Annotated in this window: 17 protein-coding genes; 7 read left to right on the plus strand and 10 right to left on the minus strand. The window is 71.7% G+C overall.

What is annotated here, in order from left to right; all coding sequences use genetic code 11:
* Complete coding sequence (locus OG246_RS13330; protein WP_266460518.1) at window positions 1-1,395, plus strand: cystathionine beta-synthase; 1,395 nt, start codon at window positions 1-3, stop codon at window positions 1,393-1,395.
* A 464-nt stretch (window positions 1,396-1,859) separates the two neighbouring features.
* Here the strand turns inward: OG246_RS13330 and OG246_RS13335 are convergent, their stop codons facing one another.
* The 5 genes from OG246_RS13335 to OG246_RS13355 all read right to left on the minus strand — a co-directional run bounded on the left by OG246_RS13335 (window position 1,860) and on the right by OG246_RS13355 (window position 5,685).
* The gene (locus OG246_RS13335; protein WP_266460525.1) at window positions 1,860-2,297 is read right to left on the minus strand and encodes a hypothetical protein; all 438 of its coding nucleotides are present in this window, start codon (window positions 2,295-2,297) and stop codon (window positions 1,860-1,862) included.
* Between the two features lie 107 nt (window positions 2,298-2,404).
* Window positions 2,405-3,340 carry an ABC transporter substrate-binding protein gene (locus OG246_RS13340; RefSeq protein WP_266460527.1) on the minus strand — a complete coding sequence of 312 codons (936 nt, stop codon included), beginning with the start codon at window positions 3,338-3,340 and terminating at the stop codon, window positions 2,405-2,407.
* A gap of 10 nt (window positions 3,341-3,350) precedes the next feature.
* A complete protein-coding gene (locus OG246_RS13345) occupies window positions 3,351-4,013 on the minus strand; it encodes an ABC transporter permease (RefSeq protein ID WP_266464176.1) in 663 nt (220 codons plus the stop codon).
* Window positions 4,013-4,654, minus strand: a complete 642-nt coding sequence (locus OG246_RS13350) for an ABC transporter permease (RefSeq protein WP_266460528.1) — start codon at window positions 4,652-4,654, stop codon at window positions 4,013-4,015. Before OG246_RS13350 ends, OG246_RS13345 begins: the two co-directional genes overlap by 1 nt.
* Window positions 4,651-5,685 carry an ABC transporter ATP-binding protein gene (locus OG246_RS13355; RefSeq protein ID WP_266460530.1) on the minus strand — a complete coding sequence of 345 codons (1,035 nt, stop codon included), beginning with the start codon at window positions 5,683-5,685 and terminating at the stop codon, window positions 4,651-4,653. Before OG246_RS13355 ends, OG246_RS13350 begins: the two co-directional genes overlap by 4 nt.
* Window positions 5,686-5,827: 142 nt before the next feature.
* Here OG246_RS13355 and OG246_RS13360 point away from each other — a divergent pair, with 142 nt between their 5' ends.
* The 3 genes from OG246_RS13360 (at window position 5,828) to OG246_RS13370 (ending at window position 8,963) form a co-directional block, all read left to right on the plus strand.
* Window positions 5,828-7,381: an aromatic amino acid ammonia-lyase gene (locus tag OG246_RS13360; protein ID WP_266460532.1), complete on the plus strand. Its 1,554-nt coding sequence runs from the start codon at window positions 5,828-5,830 to the stop codon at window positions 7,379-7,381.
* A gap of 53 nt (window positions 7,382-7,434) precedes the next feature.
* Window positions 7,435-8,274, plus strand: a complete 840-nt coding sequence (locus tag OG246_RS13365) for a MurR/RpiR family transcriptional regulator (protein WP_266460534.1) — start codon at window positions 7,435-7,437, stop codon at window positions 8,272-8,274.
* A gap of 119 nt (window positions 8,275-8,393) precedes the next feature.
* Complete coding sequence (locus OG246_RS13370; protein ID WP_266460537.1) at window positions 8,394-8,963, plus strand: hypothetical protein; 570 nt, start codon at window positions 8,394-8,396, stop codon at window positions 8,961-8,963.
* Between the two features lie 54 nt (window positions 8,964-9,017).
* Here the strand turns inward: OG246_RS13370 and OG246_RS13375 are convergent, their stop codons facing one another.
* The 5 genes from OG246_RS13375 to OG246_RS13395 all read right to left on the minus strand — a co-directional run bounded on the left by OG246_RS13375 (window position 9,018) and on the right by OG246_RS13395 (window position 12,946).
* Window positions 9,018-9,392 (minus strand): hypothetical protein, encoded by a 375-nt coding sequence (locus tag OG246_RS13375; RefSeq protein ID WP_266460540.1) that lies wholly within the window; start codon window positions 9,390-9,392, stop codon window positions 9,018-9,020.
* A gap of 16 nt (window positions 9,393-9,408) precedes the next feature.
* Window positions 9,409-9,930 (minus strand): roadblock/LC7 domain-containing protein, encoded by a 522-nt coding sequence (locus OG246_RS13380; RefSeq protein ID WP_266460543.1) that lies wholly within the window; start codon window positions 9,928-9,930, stop codon window positions 9,409-9,411.
* 64 nt (window positions 9,931-9,994) lie between these two features.
* The gene (locus OG246_RS13385; RefSeq protein ID WP_266460546.1) at window positions 9,995-10,804 is read right to left on the minus strand and encodes a transcriptional regulator; all 810 of its coding nucleotides are present in this window, start codon (window positions 10,802-10,804) and stop codon (window positions 9,995-9,997) included.
* Complete coding sequence (locus OG246_RS13390; protein WP_266460549.1) at window positions 10,801-11,199, minus strand: hypothetical protein; 399 nt, start codon at window positions 11,197-11,199, stop codon at window positions 10,801-10,803. The genes OG246_RS13385 and OG246_RS13390 overlap by 4 nt, the downstream gene beginning before the upstream one ends.
* 328 nt (window positions 11,200-11,527) lie before the next feature.
* The gene (locus OG246_RS13395; RefSeq protein ID WP_266460552.1) at window positions 11,528-12,946 is read right to left on the minus strand and encodes a diaminopimelate decarboxylase; all 1,419 of its coding nucleotides are present in this window, start codon (window positions 12,944-12,946) and stop codon (window positions 11,528-11,530) included.
* Between the two features lie 117 nt (window positions 12,947-13,063).
* Here OG246_RS13395 and hutU point away from each other — a divergent pair, with 117 nt between their 5' ends.
* The 3 genes from hutU to OG246_RS13410 all read left to right on the plus strand — a co-directional run bounded on the left by hutU (window position 13,064) and on the right by OG246_RS13410 (window position 17,615).
* Window positions 13,064-14,728, plus strand: coding sequence for a urocanate hydratase (gene hutU, locus OG246_RS13400; RefSeq protein WP_266460554.1), 1,665 nt, complete (start codon window positions 13,064-13,066; stop codon window positions 14,726-14,728).
* A gap of 353 nt (window positions 14,729-15,081) precedes the next feature.
* Window positions 15,082-16,284, plus strand: a complete 1,203-nt coding sequence (locus OG246_RS13405) for an allantoate amidohydrolase (RefSeq protein WP_266464179.1) — start codon at window positions 15,082-15,084, stop codon at window positions 16,282-16,284.
* Window positions 16,281-17,615, plus strand: coding sequence for a formimidoylglutamate deiminase (locus OG246_RS13410; protein WP_266460556.1), 1,335 nt, complete (start codon window positions 16,281-16,283; stop codon window positions 17,613-17,615). Before OG246_RS13405 ends, OG246_RS13410 begins: the two co-directional genes overlap by 4 nt.
* Window positions 17,616-17,629: the final 14 nt, after the last annotated feature.

The following is a 17,629-nucleotide window of genomic DNA, read 5'->3' on the forward strand; positions in this document are numbered from 1 at the left end:
GTGCAATTCCACGACTCGATGATCAGCCTCGTCGGCAACACCCCGCTGGTGAGGCTCAACAACGTGACCGCAGGTATCCAGGCGACGGTCCTGGCGAAGGTTGAGTACTTCAACCCCGGCGGGTCTGTGAAGGACCGCATCGCCCTGCGCATGATCGAGGCCGCGGAGGAGAGCGGCGCCCTCAAGCCGGGGGGCACGATCGTCGAGCCGACCAGTGGAAACACGGGAGTTGGGCTCGCCATCGTGGCGCAGACGAAGGGGTACAAGTGCATCTTCGTGTGCCCCGACAAGGTGAGCACCGACAAGATCAATGTGCTCCGGGCGTACGGGGCCGAGGTCGTCGTCTGCCCCACCGCCGTCGACCCCGAGCACCCGGACTCGTACTACAACGTCTCCGACCGGCTGGTGCGTGAGACGCCCGGCGCGTGGAAGCCCGACCAGTACTCCAACCCGAACAATCCCCTCTCGCACTATCACTCCACCGGCCCCGAGCTGTGGGAGCAGACGGAGGGGCGGATCACCCACTTCGTGGCGGGCGTCGGCACCGGCGGCACGATCTCCGGGACCGGGCGGTACCTGAAGGACGTGAGCGACGGCAAGGTGCAGGTCGTGGGCGCCGACCCCGAGGGGTCCGTGTACTCCGGCGGCTCCGGGCGGCCGTACCTGGTCGAGGGCGTGGGCGAGGACTTCTGGCCCACCGCGTACGACCGGACCGTGGCCGACGAGATCGTCGCCGTGTCCGACAAGGACTCCTTCCAGATGACGCGCCGGCTCGCGAAGGAAGAGGGGCTGCTCGTCGGCGGGTCCTGCGGCATGGCCGTCGTGGCCGCGCTGCGGGTGGCCGAGCGGCTCGGGCCCGACGACGTCGTGGTCGTCCTGCTGCCCGACAGCGGGCGCGGATACCTCAGCAAGATCTTCAACGACGAGTGGATGGCCGACTACGGGTTCCTGGAGGACTCGGGTCCCAACGCGCGTGTCGCCGACGTCCTCGACGACAAGGAGCACGGCCACATCCCCTCCCTCGTCCACATGCACCCGGAGGAGACGGTCGGCGAGGCGATCGAGGTGCTGCGCGAGTACGGCGTCTCGCAGATGCCGATCGTGAAGCCGGGCGCCGGGCACCCGGACGTGATGGCCGCCGAGGTCATCGGGTCCGTCGTCGAACGGGAGCTGCTCGACGCGCTGTTCACCAAGCGGGCCTCCCTGGAGGACCCGCTCGAGAAGCACATGTCGGCGCCGCTGCCGCAGGTCGGTTCCGGTGAGCCGGTCGGGGACCTGATGACCGTGCTCGGCGCTGCCGACGCCGCGATCGTCCTGGTCGAGGGCAAGCCCACCGGCGTCGTCAGCCGCCAGGACCTGCTGTCCTTCCTCGCCAAGGGCGGGGCCAGGAAGTAAGAGTGGCCGGTTGTCCGGGGCCGAGCTGCGAGAAATCCTCTGAACGGCGGTTTCGGCGGGGAACTTCGCGGAAGTGGTACGAGCGTGTCACGTCCGCGCAGCACCCGCTTAACACGGGTCCGGCACATTAGTGGGTGTCGGCAAGGGCGGGAGCGGCTCCCCGCCCCGGCCGGCACCGAAAACGGCGTCAAGGACCTCCGGAGCGGCTCCCGGACCTCCATGGACGCCACGGACGCGCACGCCTGGCCCTGACCCGGCACGCGTCCCTCGCGGGGACCGCCGTCGTCCCGCCCCCCGGTATCGGGGGTGCGGCGGTCCCCGCGCAAGACCTCGAAGGGCCCGGCACCTGCAATAGGTGCCGGGCCCCTTTTTGCGCCTAAACCGGCGCCGCTCTCGCGGAGCTGGTTGCTCACGGTCGTGGTTCCTCAATTGACGGTTGCGGCCGTCGTCGCTTCGAAGACGGGTCAGGCCTCCCAGTCGCTGTCCTGGGAGGACTTGCGGCGCCTGCCGAAGAAGTTCGGGGAGAGGCGCGCGGCCTGGACCACGTTGACTCCCACGATGCCCGCCCAGGCGACCAGGAGGCCGGGCAGGCCCGCGACACCGCCGCCGATTCCGGACAGGGGGATCGCGAGAACGAGCGAGACGATTCCGAAGCCGAACCGCTCCCCGAAGGAATCGGACGACTGGGGTGAGCGCGCGCCGCGGGCCACCACCATCTGCTGTTCCGCGAGCTGGCGGCGTACCTGGCGGTCGACCGCGCCATCGACGCGCTGTTCGACCTTCTCCAGGAAGGAGTCGATCAGCGCGGGCTCGTACTCTTCGCCCAACTCCTTGCGTGCGTGCAAGGTGGCGTCGAGTTCCTTCTTCAGTTCGGCGTCGCCGCGGGCATCCATACCGGTCATGATGCCCACGTTAGGGAGCCGCAGCCCCCGTCGCACTGGGGTTAGCCCCCCTGTTCGAAGTGGGCTCCACCCCCGTCCGGCACGAGGGCTCAGGAGGGCGTCCGCCCCTACTTGGCCAGCCCGTGCTGCTTGGCGTACGCGTTCGCCACGTCCTCGGGGTCCTTCTTGTCCTTGTCGACCTGGCGGTTGAGTTCGGTGAGCTGGGCGGTGGTGAGGACGTTGCCGAGTTCGGCGAGGGCCTTGCGGACCGTGGAGTCGGCCTTGCGGTCGGCGATCAGGGGGACGATGTGCTGGCCGGGGATGAGGTTCTTGGGGTCGGTCAGCACCACCCAGTCGTTGGCCACGATGTCCGTGTCCGTGGTGAAGAGGTTCGCCACGTCCACGTCGCCCTTCTTCAGCGCGCCCTTGACCAGCGGACCGGAGGAGTCGAGGGACTTGAACTCCTTGAACTCCACCCCGTACACCTCCTTCAGGCCGACCGCGCCGACCTCGCGCTTCTTCACCTCGGGCGCGGCACCGATGACGAGCTTGCCGTTCTGCTTCTTCAGGTCGGCGAGGGAGGTCAGGCCGTACTTCTTCGCGGTCTCCCGGGTGACCACGAAGGCGTCGGAGTCCTCGGCCATGCCGTACGGGAGGATCTGGAGGCCCGCGGGGAGCGCGATCGCGAGGGCGTTCTGCATCTCGCCCTCCTCCGTGGCGGTCGCCTTCGGGGCGAGGTAGTGCAGCAGCGCGCCCTGGTACTCGGGGAGCAGGTCGATGTCGCCGCCCTTGAGCGCGGGGATGAGGATCTCGCGGGTGCCGAGGTTGGGGCGGACCTTCGTCGTGACGCCCGCCGCTTCCAGGACGGCCGCGTAGAGGTAGCCGAGCACCTGGTTCTCGGTGAAGTTGGCGGTGCCGATGGTGACGCCGTCCGCGCTGGAACCGCTGCCCGAGCCCGCGCTGCCCCCGCCGTCGAGCGAGGTGATGCCGCTGCTGCAGGCGGAGAGGACGGGGACGGAGACGGCGGCTCCGGCGAGAGCGCCGAGGAGAGTACGACGGTTCATGGCTGTGCTCCTAGGCGGGGCGGTGGCGGAAGAGGATGCGCTGGAGCGCGGAGAGGGCGAGGTCCAGGACCACGGCGACCGCGGCGACCAGGACGGCGCCGCCGAGTACCTGCACGAGGTCGCGCTGGGCGAGGCCGTCGAAGACGAAGCGGCCCAGGCCTCCGAAGCTGACGTACGCGGCGACCGTGGCCGTCGACACCACCTGGATCAGCGCGAGGCGCAGGCCCGTCATGATCAGGGGGAGCGCGAGGGGCAGTTCCACCTGGAAGAGGACCTGGTGCCAGCGCATGCCCTGGCCGCGGGCCGCGTCCTTCACGTCCGGGTCGACGGCGGTCATGCCGGCGTACGTGTTCGTGACGATCGACGGGACCGCGAGGGCGACGAGCGCGATGTACACCGGCCACATGGACAGGCCGCTGGCCAGGAAGACGAGCACGACCAGGCCGACGGTGGGCAGCGCGCGGCCGAAGGAGGACAGGTTGATCGCGAGGAAGGCGCCCTTGCCGGTGTGGCCGATGAGCAGGCCGACGGGGAGGGCGATCGCGGTGGCGACGAGCGTCGCGAGGAGTGAGTACTGGAGGTGCTCGGCGAGGCGGTGCGCGATGCCGTCGGTGCCGGACCACATCGTGCCGCTGGTCAGCCAGCTGCCGAGGTTCTTGAAGAGTTCGAACATCAGGCTCGCCGCCTCGTCCACGGGGTGAGTACGTACTGCACGGCCACCAGGAGCGCGTCCGCCACCAGCGCCAGGAGGAGCGTCAGGACCACTCCGACGATCACCGGGGTGGGGAAGTTGCGCTGGAAGCCGTCGGTGAAGAGCTGGCCGAGTCCGCCGTCGCCGATGTACGTCGCCACCGAGACCAGCGAGATCGACATGACCGTCGCGATCCGGACGCCCGCCATGATCACCGGGAGGGCGAGGGGGAGTTCGACGGTGAGGAGGGTGCGCAGGGGGCGGGTGCCCATCGCCTTCGCGGCCTCCTTGGTCTTCGCGGGGACCGAGTCGAGGCCCTCGACCGTGTTCCGGAGCAGGACGACCAGCGTGTAGATCGTCAGGCCGATGACGGTGGTGGTGCGGGTGAGGCCGGACACCGGGAGCAGGAGTACGAAGATCGCGATCGACGGGATCGTGAACAGGACGTTCGAGAGGCCGAGGAGGAGACCGCGCAGGGGGCGGATCCGGTGCGCGACCACGGCCAGCGGGAGGGAGATCAGCAGCCCGAAGAAGACCGCGGACAGGGCCGCTTGGAGGTGGGAGACGGTGAGGGTGGTGAGGTCGTCGGTGTGGTCGCCTATCCACGACCAGTCGATGGTCATATGGCCACTCGCGCTTCGGTGTGCGCGTTGCCCGCGTGCTGGTGGATGTCGTCGCGGGAGGTGACGCCGGTGAGGACGCCGGTGGCGTCGACACGTGCCACCAGGCCGGTCGGCGACGCGATCGACTCGTTGAGCGCGGCGAGGAGGGTGTCGGTGTCCTTGAGGGGCCGTACGGGGAGTTCGGCTTCCTTGGACCGCCAGTGCTGGGGCCTGCGGGCGCCGTCGAGGACGAGTTCCCAGGTGCCGCCTTCGGGGGCGGGGGCCTGGGGGAGGCCCGCCAGGGTCTTCAGGGAGAGGAGCTTGAGGCCTCGCTCGGCGCCCAGGAAGTCGGCGACGAAGTCGTCCGCGGGGCGGGCGAGGAGCTCGGCGGGCTCGGCGCACTGGACGAGATGGCCGCCCGTGCGGAAGATCGCGATCTGGTCGCCGAGGCGTACCGCCTCATCCACGTCGTGCGTGACGAAGACGATGGTCTTGCTCAACTCCTTCTGGAGCCGCAGCAGTTCGTCCTGGAGCTGGGTGCGGACGACCGGGTCGACCGCGCCGAAGGGCTCGTCCATGAGGAGGACCGGCGGGTCGGCGGCGAGGGCGCGGGCCACGCCGACGCGCTGCTGCTGGCCGCCGGAGAGCTGGTGCGGGAACCGCTTGCCGGCGTCGGCGGCGAGGCCGACGGTCTCGAGCAGCTCGGCCGCCCTCGCCCGGGCCTTCCTGCGGCCCCAGCCGAGGAGCAGCGGCACGGTCGCGATGTTGTCGAGCACCGTGCGGTGCGGGAACAGCCCCGACTGCTGGATGACGTAGCCGATGGAGCGGCGCAGCTCGGCGGCGTCCTGCTCCAGGACGTCCTTGCCGCCGACCCGGATGGTCCCGGAGGTCGGGTCGACCATTCGGTTGATCATCCGGAGGGTGGTCGTCTTACCGCAACCGGAAGATCCGACGAGTACGGTCACGCCGCCCTCCGGCATCTGCAGGGAGAGGTCGTGGACTGCTGTGGTGCCGTTGGGGAAACGCTTGTGGACCGTGTCGAACTGGATCATGAGGTGTCCCTTGCCCGGTCTGCATATCGTCATGCAGAGTTCTCTGTACCTGAATAGGTTGTCAACGGTCCGGTGTTAATCGCTGGTTACTTATGACCGCCAGGCAAGATCCAATGTCCGGATTGAGGGGAGTTAGCGCTCTATGTCGTCTCGGAATGTGGACGTGCCGAGTGGGGTGACGGCCGGCCTCGTGGTGCTGGACGGCTGCAGCACCGGCGTCGCGGACGTCGTCCGGCTCGCCGACGGGGCCGCGCGGCCGGTTCCCGGCACCGAAGCGATGAAGCGCGTCGAGGAATCCTGGGACGCGGCCCGGCAGATCGCCGCGAGCGGCCGCGTGTACGGCCGCTCCACCGGAGTGGGCGCCAACCGGAACGAGGACGTGCCGACGGCGTCCGCCGCGGGACACGGTCTGCGGCTCCTGCGCAGCCACGCCGGGGCCATCGGCGAGGAACTGCCGGCCCGGCAGGTCCGCGCGATGCTCGCCGTACGCGCCAACCAGCTCCTCGCGGGCGGAGCCGGGCTCCGGCCCACCGTCGTCACGGCGCTCTGCGAGGCGCTGGAGACCGGGGCGTACCCGGTGGTGAACGAGTTCGGGTCCGTGGGCACGGGGGATATCGCGGCGCTGGCACAGGTGGGGCTGGCGTTGGCGGGGGAGCATCCTTGGCGGTCCGCCGAGGCGGGCGCCGGGCAGTTCCCTGAAGGGCGGTCCCCCGAGGGGCTGGGCCCCGAGCCTCAGCCGCTCGACAACAACGATGCCCTCGCGCTCATCAGCAGCAACGCGCTCACCCTCGGGCAGGCCGCGTTGGCCCTCGACGAGTTGCGTGGGCTCATCGGGGCCACGCAGGTCGTCGCCGCGTTGTCGCTGCTCGCCGTCGACGGGTCGCACGAGGCGTACGCGGAGCCCGTGCACGCCGCCCGCCCGCACCGCGGATCGGTCGAAGTGGCCCGGCGGATGCGGGAGTTGATCGGTGCGGCGGACCGGCCGGTGCCGCCGCTCGGGCGGATCCAGGACCCGTACGGCTTCCGGTGCGTCCCGCAGATCCACGGGCCCGCGCAGGACGCGGCGGACGCACTGGAGGACGTCCTCACCGTCGAGATCAACGCCGCCGCCGAGAACCCCCTGATCTGCCCCGAGGACATGGCCGCCTACCACCACGGCGGCTTCTACCAGGCCCAACTCGCCCTCGCCCTGGACCACTTCAGGCTGGCCGTCACCCAGGTGGCCCGACTGTCGACCTCCCGGCTCTCCACCCTCAACGAGCCCGCCTACACCCGCCTGCGCCCCTTCCTCGCCGACAGCGAGCCCGCGTCCTCCGGCGTGATGATCCTGGAGTACGCCGCCGCGGCCGCCCTCGGTGACCTGCGGGCCTTCTCGGCGCCCGCCTCGCTCGGCCACGCTGTACTCTCCCGGGGCGTCGAGGAGCAGGCGAGCTTCGCCTCGCTCGCCGCACGTCAGACCTTGCGGGCGTGCGGTGCGTACCGTCTTGTCGTCGGCTGCGAACTGGTCGCCGCCGTACGGGCGTTGCGCCAGCGCGGTCTGCGGCCCGACCCGGAGCTGCCGGCCGGGCGGGCGCTGGAGCTGGCCGAGTCGGTGCTCGACCCGGAACAGGCCGACCGGCCGCTCACCGACGACGTGGGCACGGCGGCCGCACTGCTCGACCGGTTCACGGACATCTGGAGGGGGAGCGCGTCATGAACGGCGTGGACGCAAGTGCGGACGGGACCAAGGGTGTTGACGGGAGCAGCGGTATGACGACGGACAGTCCCGCCGCACGGCTTCAGGCGCTCTTCGAGGGGCACCGGCTGACGCCGACCCAGCGGCGCATCGCGCACAGCATGGTGCGGCGCGCCGCCGACGTGCCGTTCCTGTCGAGCGTCGAGCTCGCCGAACTGGCCGGGGTCAGCCAGCCCTCCGTCACCCGCTTCGCGGTCGCGCTCGGCTTCGACGGCTACCCGGCGCTGCGAAAGCACCTGCGCGAGGTCGCGCCCACCGAGCAGACCGCGGCCTCCGCCTCGTACAACGAGTACCAGCAGGCCGTCGAGGCCGAGATCGAGAACCTGAAGCACCTGGCGGAGGTACTGGCGGACCCGCGTCCGGTGGCGCGCGCCGGGCGTCTCCTCGCTTCGAGCAGGCCCCTCCCCGTACTCGGTCTGCGGGCCGCCGCCTCCCAGGCGTACGGCTTCGCGTACTTCGCCGCCAAGGTCCACCCCGACGTACGGCTGCTGCACGAGGGCGGCACGATGCTCCACGACCGCATCGACGCGGCCGTACGCGCCGGGGCCACGGCCCTGCTGTGCTTCGCGCTGCCCCGGCACCCGCGTGAGGTCGTCGACTCGCTGGCGTACGCGAAGGAGGCGGGACTGACGGTGGTCACCGTCGCGGACTCGGCGTTCGCGCCGGTGGCGAAGGTGTCGGACCTGCTGCTCCCGGCCGCCGTCGGCACCGGCCTCGCCTTCGACACGGCCTGCGCGCCGATGCTGCTGGGCCGCGTCCTCCTGGAAGCGATGTGCGACGACCTGCCGGACGCGCAGGCGCGCCTCGAGGAGTTCGACGTGCGGGCCACGGCCCGGGGACTGTTCGTGGAGTAGGCCCGGACCTGCCGTGCGGTAGTCACGGTTTGGTTGAGCGGCCGTGCTTCTCAGGTTCGTCTCACCTTCGCTCGCTAGCGTGCCCGCCCGGAGAGCTGGGACACACGAGGAGGCGGAACGTGGTGCGCGGAGGGCAGGGACTGGCCCGGGTGGCTGTCGTCGTCAGGGCCGGTGCCGCACCGCTGTGGTGGTGCGGGGTGTTCGCGGCGGGTATCGGCTTGCTGCTGCCGGGGCTGACCGGGCGCCGGATCGGGGTCATGGCCGGAGCTGTGCTGTTCATCGTCACGGCCGTCGTCGTGGCGTACACACGCAGGAAGCGGTACGTCGCACTGGCCCGCTCCGCCGCGCGCGCCGGCAAGCACGACGTGCTCCAGGACCGTGCGGTGACCGTACGGAACTGGCGCCGGGGCCATCGCTGGTGGCTGCTGCTCGCCTTCGCGGGCGCGCTGGGCAGCTCGTTCGCGGTGCCCGCGGCGGGCGGCATGCTGATCGCGGGTGCGGGCGCCGGCCTGTGGGTGAAGGCCGGCTGGCTCGGGCGCCGTGAACGCGCCGGGCAGGAGCTGATCTGGGTGCGCGTCGACTGGCTCGGCAGGGGCGCGGGCGCCCCCGCCGGCAAGCCGGTCAAGGCCTGCCGGGCCACCGGAGTGGCGGCGGGCGACGCCGCGCCCGGCGGAGCGCGGCGCCACTGACGGCCCTGGCTGCGGCAGCTGTCAGCTGTAGCAGCCGTCGGCCGTCGGCTCGGTTTACACCTCCAGGTCCGCTTCGATCTTGCGCAGCTGGTGGCGGGCCATCGCCAGGTTGGACCGTTTGACGTCGAGCACCAGGTACAGGAAGAGGCCGTTGCCGCCGCGCCCCTTCATCAACCGGATCAGGTGGTACTGGTCGGACAGCGTGATCAGGATGTCCTCGATCTCGCCCTTCAGCCCGAGGTGCTCCATGGTGCGCAGCTTGGCGCGTACGACGTCGGTGTTGCCGGCCGCCGCGACGTTGAGGTCGAAGCTCTTGCTGCCGCCGATGGTGCCCAGCGCCATTCCGCTGGTGTAGTCGACGAGGGCGGCTCCGGTCGCGCCCTCGATGGAGGCGAGCGCCTCTTTCAGCGCGGTTTCGGTATTTGCCATGGTGTCTTGGTTCCTTTCAACTTTCCGATGTGGTGGGGGTGTTGGGGGTTCGGGTCGTGGCGGTGGCCGTGCGTTGACTCGCCGTGCCGCGCGCCGTCCGGTTGCGCGAGGGGGCGGCGGCGGTCTTCGCCGGAGCCCTCGCCGAGGTGACCGGTTCGCCGCGCGCCGTCGCGGCGTCCACGAGCTCCCCGATCCGGGTGCCGGAGCGGCGCCCCTCCAGGTGCAGCCGCCCGACGTTCACCCGGTCCTGGGCGAGCAGGGTCAGCACGGCGGAGGTGCCTGCCGCGTACGTCGCCACATAGCCGTGGACGCCGCGCACGAGCAGCTCGCGGAAGTCGCCCTGCCCGGTGGCGTCCGCCATGCGTACGGCGACGCCCAGCGCGGCCGCGGTGAGCGCGGCCAGGCCGTCAGGCTCCACGCCGGGGGTGTCGTGGGCGAGGACGAGACCGTCGGCGCTGGCCGCCAGCGCCCCGGTCAGCTGGGGTACTCGGGCCCTCAACCGGTGGAGTTCGTCGAGGACTTCGGGCTCCGCCGCCATCAGCAGTCTCCTCTCGGCACGCTGTCGTAGCGCGCGGATCACTAGGCCTCCCGCTCGTCGGTGCTCACAGGGCCTCCAATGCGTCTCTGAGTCGCCGCAGCAGAGCCACGTCGGGATCGGCCGAGGGCTGCGTGAGCACACTGGGCACGGGAGGCTGCTGCGCCGGGGCCGCCGCCGTCACGAGCCCGGCGGCGGCCAGCCGCCGCAGGTCGACCAGGGTGTGGAACGCGGGCCGCCCCAGGGCGAGCGAGACGTCCGCCGCGGTGCGCACGCCGTCCACCCGGACGAGTACGGCTTCCTGGCGCAGCGGCACCGACGGCCCGGCGGCGAGGTGGGCGCGCACCAGCGGTGCGGTGTCCGTCGCCGGGTCGGGCCAGATGTGGTGCAGCAGCTCACGGCGGCGCACGGTCTCGCGCTCCAGCGCGGCCACCGGCACCGGTCGGACGATGCCGAGCCAGTGCGCGGCCCCGTAGCGGAAGCGGGTCGGGGTGCTGCTCGCCCCGAGCACGAAGTACGCCGCGTCGTACAGCGAACCGAGATGGCACAGTTCCAGCGCCCCTTCAGCGATCCGGCCGGTGTCGACCAGGAAACGTCCGACCCGGTGGCGTGCGCCGGCTGCCGCGACGGCCTCCCGCCAGACCTCGGCGTCCAGCACCCCACGGGCGGCGAACAGCACGTCGAGCCCTGGCGTGGCGGGGCTCTCGGCGTGCACCACGTCGCCGTCGGCGAGGTAGAGCGTGCCGCGTTCGCGTATGAGGACGCCGGTGGCCCGCTCGGCGGCGAGCCGGCTCAGCATCGGCGAGACGCCGCCGGTGTCGGCCGCCCTGTCCCGCAGGGGGAGTCGGGGCGGAGGTGGTGTCCTGACCGTCGTCACCCGAGCACCAGCCGTCCGGCCAGCTCGCCGAGGCGGATGCGGGCCAGTGCGAGGTTGCCGTCCGCGCGGGCCAGCCACAGGTGCAGGAACACGCTGCTGTCGAAGGTGGTGCTCACGAAGCGCAGCAGGTGGTAGCTGTCCCGGTTGCTGACGATCAGGTCCTCGACCGGTGTCTCCCGGTCGGACCAGTCGGAGCCGTCGGCCGGGGCGAACGCGCGGTGCTCCGCGGCGAGCCGCGCCAGCTCCGCGGCCTCGGCCGCGGTCGTCTCGTGGTCACCGCCCGGAGCGTCCCCCGCGGTGCCCAGGGCCAGGCCGCTGGTCCAGTCGACCACCGCGGCACCCCGGGCACCGGGCAGTGTCATGGCTTCCAGTAGGCACTCGTCGATTCCGGGCACCGTGTCTCCCCTCCCGCCAAGGGTTCGGCCGAGTGACGCCGAAGTTACGCAACGTGTGCGCCGGGGGTGAGGGTTCTGGCATTTTCCTGAGGAACATGCCGCGAGGTGACTAAGGTGGGTCAACTGACCATATTTTCTGGCCGGTTGAAGCCGTCGCGAAGTCTTGGCCGGGGGCGCGTGCGGGTGCGCCGGGGCGCGCGGAGTGTATTCAGCGCCGAGTCAGGGTGACTTGGCTGCTCGGGAGGGTGCCGACTGCCGGGCGGGGGTCAGGACACCCCGCGGGCGTGGTCCGTCGGACGCGGCCAAATGGTCTGCGCGCTCCGGCGCGCTAGAGCCCCGTGAGCGCCGAAGGGTGCGCCCCGCCCGACTCCGCGACGATCTCGTCGAGGGTCTGCGGCTCTCGTACGACGGCGAAGTGGATGCCGCCCTCGCGGTCGGGTGCGAAGCCGTGGATGCCCGGGCGGGCGAGGGAGTTGTACGCGTAGTGGTGGGCGAAGTAGTACGCGCCGGTGTCCAGCGCGGCCGCGTAGTCGCCCTGTTCGAGCAGCGGCAGCGCGCGTCCCTCGGCGAGGAGGTCGCCCGCGAAGCAGGCGGGGCCCGCGACGTCCTGGACGACATCCGGCCCCGACTTGGGGCGCCCCTTCGCGTCGTACGCCGCGATCCGCAGCGGCCAGGACGCGGGCGCGTACACCGTGCGGGCGGCGATCTGCACGCCCGCGTGTGTGACCGCGACCGCCCGGCCCCCGGCGGACTTGGTGTACTCGACCCGCGCGAGGACCGTCCCGTGCTTGGCGAGCAGCGACCGCCCGAACTCGGTGACCAGCCCGTACCGCCCGTCGAACAGCCCCGGCACCACCTCGGCGAGCAGCCGCGCGTACTGCGCGTACGTCGGGGCCGTCGCGTCGGAACCGAAGTTGACCGGCAGCCCGCCGCCGATGTCGATCGTGTCGATCTGCCGGCACCCGAGGCGCTGGTTGATCTCCTCGGCCAGCGCGTACGTCTCCGCCACGCCCTGCGCCATCAGCGAGAGCGGGATGCCCTGCGACCCGGTGTGCGCGTGCAGCCGGGTCAGCCAGGGGCGGTCGGCGTACGCCCGGACGATCCACTCCCGCGCCCCCTCGTCCCGCAGCGCGACCCCGAATTTGGAGGTCGCCGTCGCGGTGGAAAGCGCCTCGATCGAACCCCCGCCGACCTGCGGGTTCACCCGGATTCCGATCGGGGAGCCGGTGGCCGCGGACCGCACCAGCGCGTCGATGCGGTCCAGCTCCTGGGGGTTGTCCGCGTTGACCGCGATGCCCAGCGCCAGTGCTTCGCGCAGCTCGGCGGGCGTCTTGGCCGGGGAGTCGAGCACGGTGCGCGTCGGCGGTACTCCGGCCGCCCGGGCGAGGGCGAGCTCTCCGGGGCTCGCCACCTCCGCGCCGATGCCCTGCTCGTGCAGCAGCCGCAGGACGGGCACGAGCGGGGTCGCCTTCACGGCGAAGGCGTGCAGCACGGGGGTGCCGGGAGCGGTCACCGCGTCGAAGGCGGCCCGCAGTGCGGCGGCGGAGGCCCGGATGCCGGGGACGTCGAGGAGCGCGACGATGGGGGTTCCCGGCGTGAGGAGTCCTTGCTCGACGGCGGCCCGGACGGCATCGTCACGCCGTAGGACGCGACCGCCGTCCTCGTCGCCCGCACCACCCGAAGGACCCGCCGCCCCGTCCGCCCCGTCGTTCACCGGATCCCCCGCCCTGTCCCTGTCTGCGCCCATACGTACCAGCCAAACATCCACCGCGTGCCCGCGCTGGCCCATGGGGCTATTGACTAGCTCTATTCAAGAAGCCAGGATGTGAATATCTACTGCAACAGTCCGCATAGGAGGCAGACCATGTCAGGACCCCGCCCCGTACGAGCTCCGCGCGGTACGGAACTGAGTGCCCTGGGATGGCAGCAGGAAGCCGCCCTGCGGATGCTGCAGAACAACCTCGACCCCGAGGTCGCCGAGCACCCCGACAAGCTCGTCGTCTACGGCGGCACCGGCAAGGCCGCCCGTGACTGGCGCTCCTTCGACGCCATGGTGCGCACCCTGCGGACCCTGAAGCAGGACGAGACGATGCTCGTCCAGTCCGGCCGCCCCGTCGGTGTCATGCAGACCCACGAGTGGGCCCCGCGCGTCCTCATCGCCAACTCCAACCTGGTCGGCGACTGGGCGAACTGGGAGGAGTTCCGGCGCCTCGAGGCCCTCGGCCTGACCATGTACGGGCAGATGACCGCCGGTTCGTGGATCTACATCGGCACGCAGGGCATCCTGCAGGGCACGTACGAGACGTTCTCCGCCGTCGCCGCGAAGAAGTTCAACGGCACGCTCGCGGGGACGATCACCCTGACCGCCGGTCTCGGTGGCATGGGCGGCGCCCAGCCGCTCGCCGTGACGATGAACGACGGCGTCGCGATCTGTATCGACGTCGACCCTCGTGCCATCGAGCGCCGCATCGAGCACCGCTACCTCGACGTGAAGGCCGACTCCCTGGAGCACGCCCTCCAGCTCGCCGTCGAGGCCCGGGACGCCCGGCGTCCGCTGTCGATCGGTCTGCTCGGCAACGCCGCCGACCTGCTGCCGCGCATGCTCGCCGAGGGCGCCCCGATCGACATCGTGACCGACCAGACCTCGGCCCACGACCCGCTGGCCTACCTTCCCGTCGGCGTCGACTTCGACGACATGGCCTCCTACGCGGCGAAGGACCCGGCCGGGTTCACCACCCGTGCCCGTGAGTCCATGGCGCGTCACGTCGAAGCGATGGTCGGCTTCATGGACGCCGGTGCCGAGGTCTTCGACTACGGCAACTCGATCCGTGGCGAGGCCCAACTCGCCGGGTACGAGCGGGCGTTCGCCTTCCCCGGCTTCGTCCCCGCCTACATCCGGCCGCTCTTCTCCGAGGGCAAGGGCCCCTTCCGCTGGGCCGCCCTGTCCGGAGAGGCCTCCGACATCCACAAGACCGACAAGGCGATCCTCGACCTCTTCCCGGAGAACGAGTCCCTGCACCGCTGGATCAAGCTGGCCGGCGAGCGCGTCCACTTCCAGGGACTGCCCGCCCGTATCTGCTGGCTCGGCTACGGCGAGCGCGACAAGGCCGGCGAGCGCTTCAACGACATGGTCGCCTCCGGTGAGCTCGCGGCGCCCCTCGCCATCGGCCGCGACCACCTCGACTGCGGTTCCGTCGCCTCGCCGTACCGCGAGACCGAGGCCATGCTCGACGGGTCCGACGCGATCGCCGACTGGCCGCTGCTGAACGCCATGGTGAACGTGGCGTCGGGTGCGTCCTGGGTCTCCATCCACCACGGCGGTGGCGTCGGCATGGGGCGCTCCATCCACGCCGGTCAGGTCTGCGTCGCCGACGGCACCGAGCTCGCCGGCGAGAAGATTCGCCGGGTGCTGACCAATGACCCCGGGATGGGGGTCATCCGGCACGTGGACGCGGGCTACGACATCGCCGAGTCCGTGGCGGACGAGCGCGGTGTGCGGATCCCCATGCGGGAAGGCGAGTCCGCGTGACCCAGCGTGAAGGCGCGCCTGCGGCGCGAGGCGGCAACCCCCCGGTGGGGGCGGACGCCTCGTCCCCGCCCGCGGGCCCGGCTGTGCCCACCCGTTCCGCCCTGCGGAACGATTGCCCACAGCCTGTAGCGGCTGCGGCTGGTGACCGTCCGCAGTCCGTGGTGGCAGCGGCCGGTGACTGCTCCCAGCCTGTGGTGGCTGCGGCTGGCGAGGGTCCGCAGCCCGTGGCCGCAGCGGCCGGAGACCGTCCGCAGTCCGCGACAGCAGTCCTCGGCGCCCACGCGCAGCCCGCCGCATCCGGCGGCGCGTCCCTACCCGGCCGCCCCGTACCGGCCGCCGCCTCCTTCCACGAGATGTGGCGTGACCTGAAGCCCATCGGCCGGCACCCCGACTCCGGGGGCTACCGCCGGTTCGCCTGGAGTGGGGCCGATGGCGACTGTCGGGACTGGTTCCGGGGGCAGGCCGAGGCTCGTGGGCTTGCGTATGAGGTCGACCGGAACGGGAATCAGTGGGCCTGGCTCGGGGATTCCGGGGCGGGGGACGCCGTAGTCACCGGGTCCCATCTCGACTCCGTGCCGGACGGCGGGGCCTTCGATGGGCCCCTCGGGGTCGTGTCGTCCTTCGCCGCGCTGGACGAACTGCGCGCACGCCGCGTGGAGTTCACCCGGCCCCTCGCCATCGTGAACTTCGGGGACGAGGAGGGCGCCCGGTTCGGGCTCGCCTGTGTCGGGTCGCGGCTCGCGGCCGGGCAGCTCACCGTCGAGCAGGCGCACCGGCTGACGGACGCCGACGGCATCACGCTGCCGCAGGCCATGGAGCGGGCCGGATACGACCCGGACACCATCGGCCCGGACCCCGAGCGGCTCGCCCGCATCGGCGCCTTCGTCGAACTGCACGTCGAACAGGGCCGCGCACTCGACCTCTCCGGCGACCGCGTCGGCATCGCGAGCGCCATCTGGCCGCACGGCCGCTGGCGGTTCGACTTCCGGGGCGAGGCCAACCACGCGGGCACCACCCGGCTCGTGGACCGCCGCGACCCGATGCTGCCGTACGCGGAGACGGTGCTGGCCGCGAGACGAGAGGCCCGACTCGCGGGCGCCGTCGCCACCTTCGGCAAGATCGCCGTCGAGCCGAACGGCGTGAACGCCATCCCCTCCCTCGTCCGCGGCTGGCTCGACTCCCGCGCCGCCGACCAGGCCAGCCTGGACACGGTCGTCACCGGCATCGAGAAGGCGGCCCGCGAGTACGCGGAGGCGCAGGGCGTCGAACTCGACGTCGTCCGCGAGTCGTTCACCCCCGTCATCGAGTTCGAGCACGCCCTGCGTGACGAGCTCGCCCGCATCCTGGGCAAGGAGACGGACCTGAGGGTCCCCGTCCTGGGTACCGGCGCCGGACACGACGCCGGAATCCTCTCCGGGACCGTCCCGACCGCCATGCTGTTCGTACGCAACCCCACGGGCGTCTCGCACTCCCCGGCCGAGTACGCCGCCGAGGACGACTGCGTGGCCGGGGTGACCGCACTCGCCGACGTACTCGAAGGGCTGGTCCGCAGGTGACGCAGACGTACTGGTTGGAACACGCCTGGCTCGACACCAACGTCGAGCCGGGCGTGGCCCTCGACGTCCACGACGGCCGCATCACCGCCGTCCGCACCGGCGTCGACACCCCGCCCCCCGGCGCCGAGACCCTCCGCGGCCTCACCCTCCCCGGGCTCGCCAACGCCCACTCGCACGCCTTCCACCGCGCCCTGCGCTCCACAGTCCAGGTCGGCTCGGGCACCTTCTGGACCTGGCGCGAGATCATGTACTCCTTCGCGGACAGGCTGACCCCGGATACCTACCACGCGCTCGCCCGCGCGGTGTACGCGGAGATGGCGCTCGCCGGGGTCACGGCCGTCGGCGAGTTCCACTACGTGCACCACGCCCCGGGCGGCACCCCGTACGCCGACCCCAACGCGATGGGCGAGGCGCTCATCGCGGCCGCGGCCGACGCCGGGATCCGCATCACCTTGCTGGACACCGCGTACGTCTCCTCCGGCTTCGGACAGCCCCCGAACCGGCACCAGCTCCGCTTCTCCGACGGCAGCGCGGACGCCTGGGCGGAACGCTCTTCACTTCTCAAGGACCGAGATCACGCGCGGATCGGTGCGGCCATCCACTCCGTACGAGCCGTGCCGGCCCGGCAGTTGGCGACGGTGGCGCGGTGGGCCGAGGAGCGGCGGGCCCCGCTGCATGTGCATCTGTCCGAGCAGACGGCGGAGAACGACGCCTGCCAGGCCACGCACGGCCGCACCCCCACCCAGCTGCTCGCCGACCACGGCGTCCTCGGCCCGCGCACGACCGGCGTCCACAACACGCACCTCACGGATCAGGACATCTCCCTGATCGGCGGCTCCGGGACCGGGACCTGCATGTGCCCGACCACCGAACGGGACCTGGCCGACGGCATCGGACCCGCGGCCGCCCTGCAGAACGCGGGCTCGCCGCTCTCCCTCGGCTCCGACAGCCACGCCGTCATCGACCTCCTCGAAGAGGCCCGCGCCATGGAGCTGAACGAGCGCCTGCGCACCCGCACCCGCGGTCACTGGACGGCGGCCGCGCTCCTCCGCGCCGCCTCCGCGGACGGCCACGCGGCCCTGGGCTGGGACGGCGCGGGCATCCTTGAGCCGGGCGCGCTCGCCGACTTCACGACGATCGCACTCGACTCGGTCAGAACAGCGGGACCGGTGCCGCGCCTCGGTGCCGAGACAGCCGTATTCGCCGCGACGGCGGCCGACGTACGCCACACGGTCGTGGGCGGCCGGCACGTCGTACGAGACGGCGCGCACACCCTCGTACCCGATGTGCCGACAGCTCTCGCGGACGCCATCGAAGCCCTGCGCGCCTGAGCCCGACCGTCCCC

Origin of the sequence: Streptomyces sp. NBC_00620 (assembly GCF_026341825.1) — a bacterium.
Taxonomy (GTDB): domain Bacteria; phylum Actinomycetota; class Actinomycetes; order Streptomycetales; family Streptomycetaceae; genus Streptomyces.

Coding starts and splice junctions, on each gene's coding strand:
- OG246_RS13335 (WP_266460525.1), bottom strand. CDS start 2,297: ATGACCGGTATGGATGCCCGCGGCGACGCCGAACTGAAGAAGGAACTC.
- OG246_RS13340 (WP_266460527.1), bottom strand. CDS start 3,340: ATGAACCGTCGTACTCTCCTCGGCGCTCTCGCCGGAGCCGCCGTCTCC.
- OG246_RS13345 (WP_266464176.1), bottom strand. CDS start 4,013: ATGTTCGAACTCTTCAAGAACCTCGGCAGCTGGCTGACCAGCGGCACG.
- OG246_RS13350 (WP_266460528.1), bottom strand. CDS start 4,654: ATGACCATCGACTGGTCGTGGATAGGCGACCACACCGACGACCTCACC.
- OG246_RS13355 (WP_266460530.1), bottom strand. CDS start 5,685: ATGATCCAGTTCGACACGGTCCACAAGCGTTTCCCCAACGGCACCACA.
- OG246_RS13360 (WP_266460532.1), top strand. CDS start 5,828: ATGTCGTCTCGGAATGTGGACGTGCCGAGTGGGGTGACGGCCGGCCTC.
- OG246_RS13365 (WP_266460534.1), top strand. CDS start 7,435: ATGACGACGGACAGTCCCGCCGCACGGCTTCAGGCGCTCTTCGAGGGG.
- OG246_RS13375 (WP_266460540.1), bottom strand. CDS start 9,392: ATGGCAAATACCGAAACCGCGCTGAAAGAGGCGCTCGCCTCCATCGAG.
- OG246_RS13380 (WP_266460543.1), bottom strand. CDS start 9,930: ATGGCGGCGGAGCCCGAAGTCCTCGACGAACTCCACCGGTTGAGGGCC.
- OG246_RS13395 (WP_266460552.1), bottom strand. CDS start 12,946: ATGGGCGCAGACAGGGACAGGGCGGGGGATCCGGTGAACGACGGGGCG.
- hutU (WP_266460554.1), top strand. CDS start 13,064: ATGTCAGGACCCCGCCCCGTACGAGCTCCGCGCGGTACGGAACTGAGT.
- OG246_RS13405 (WP_266464179.1), top strand. CDS start 15,082: ATGTGGCGTGACCTGAAGCCCATCGGCCGGCACCCCGACTCCGGGGGC.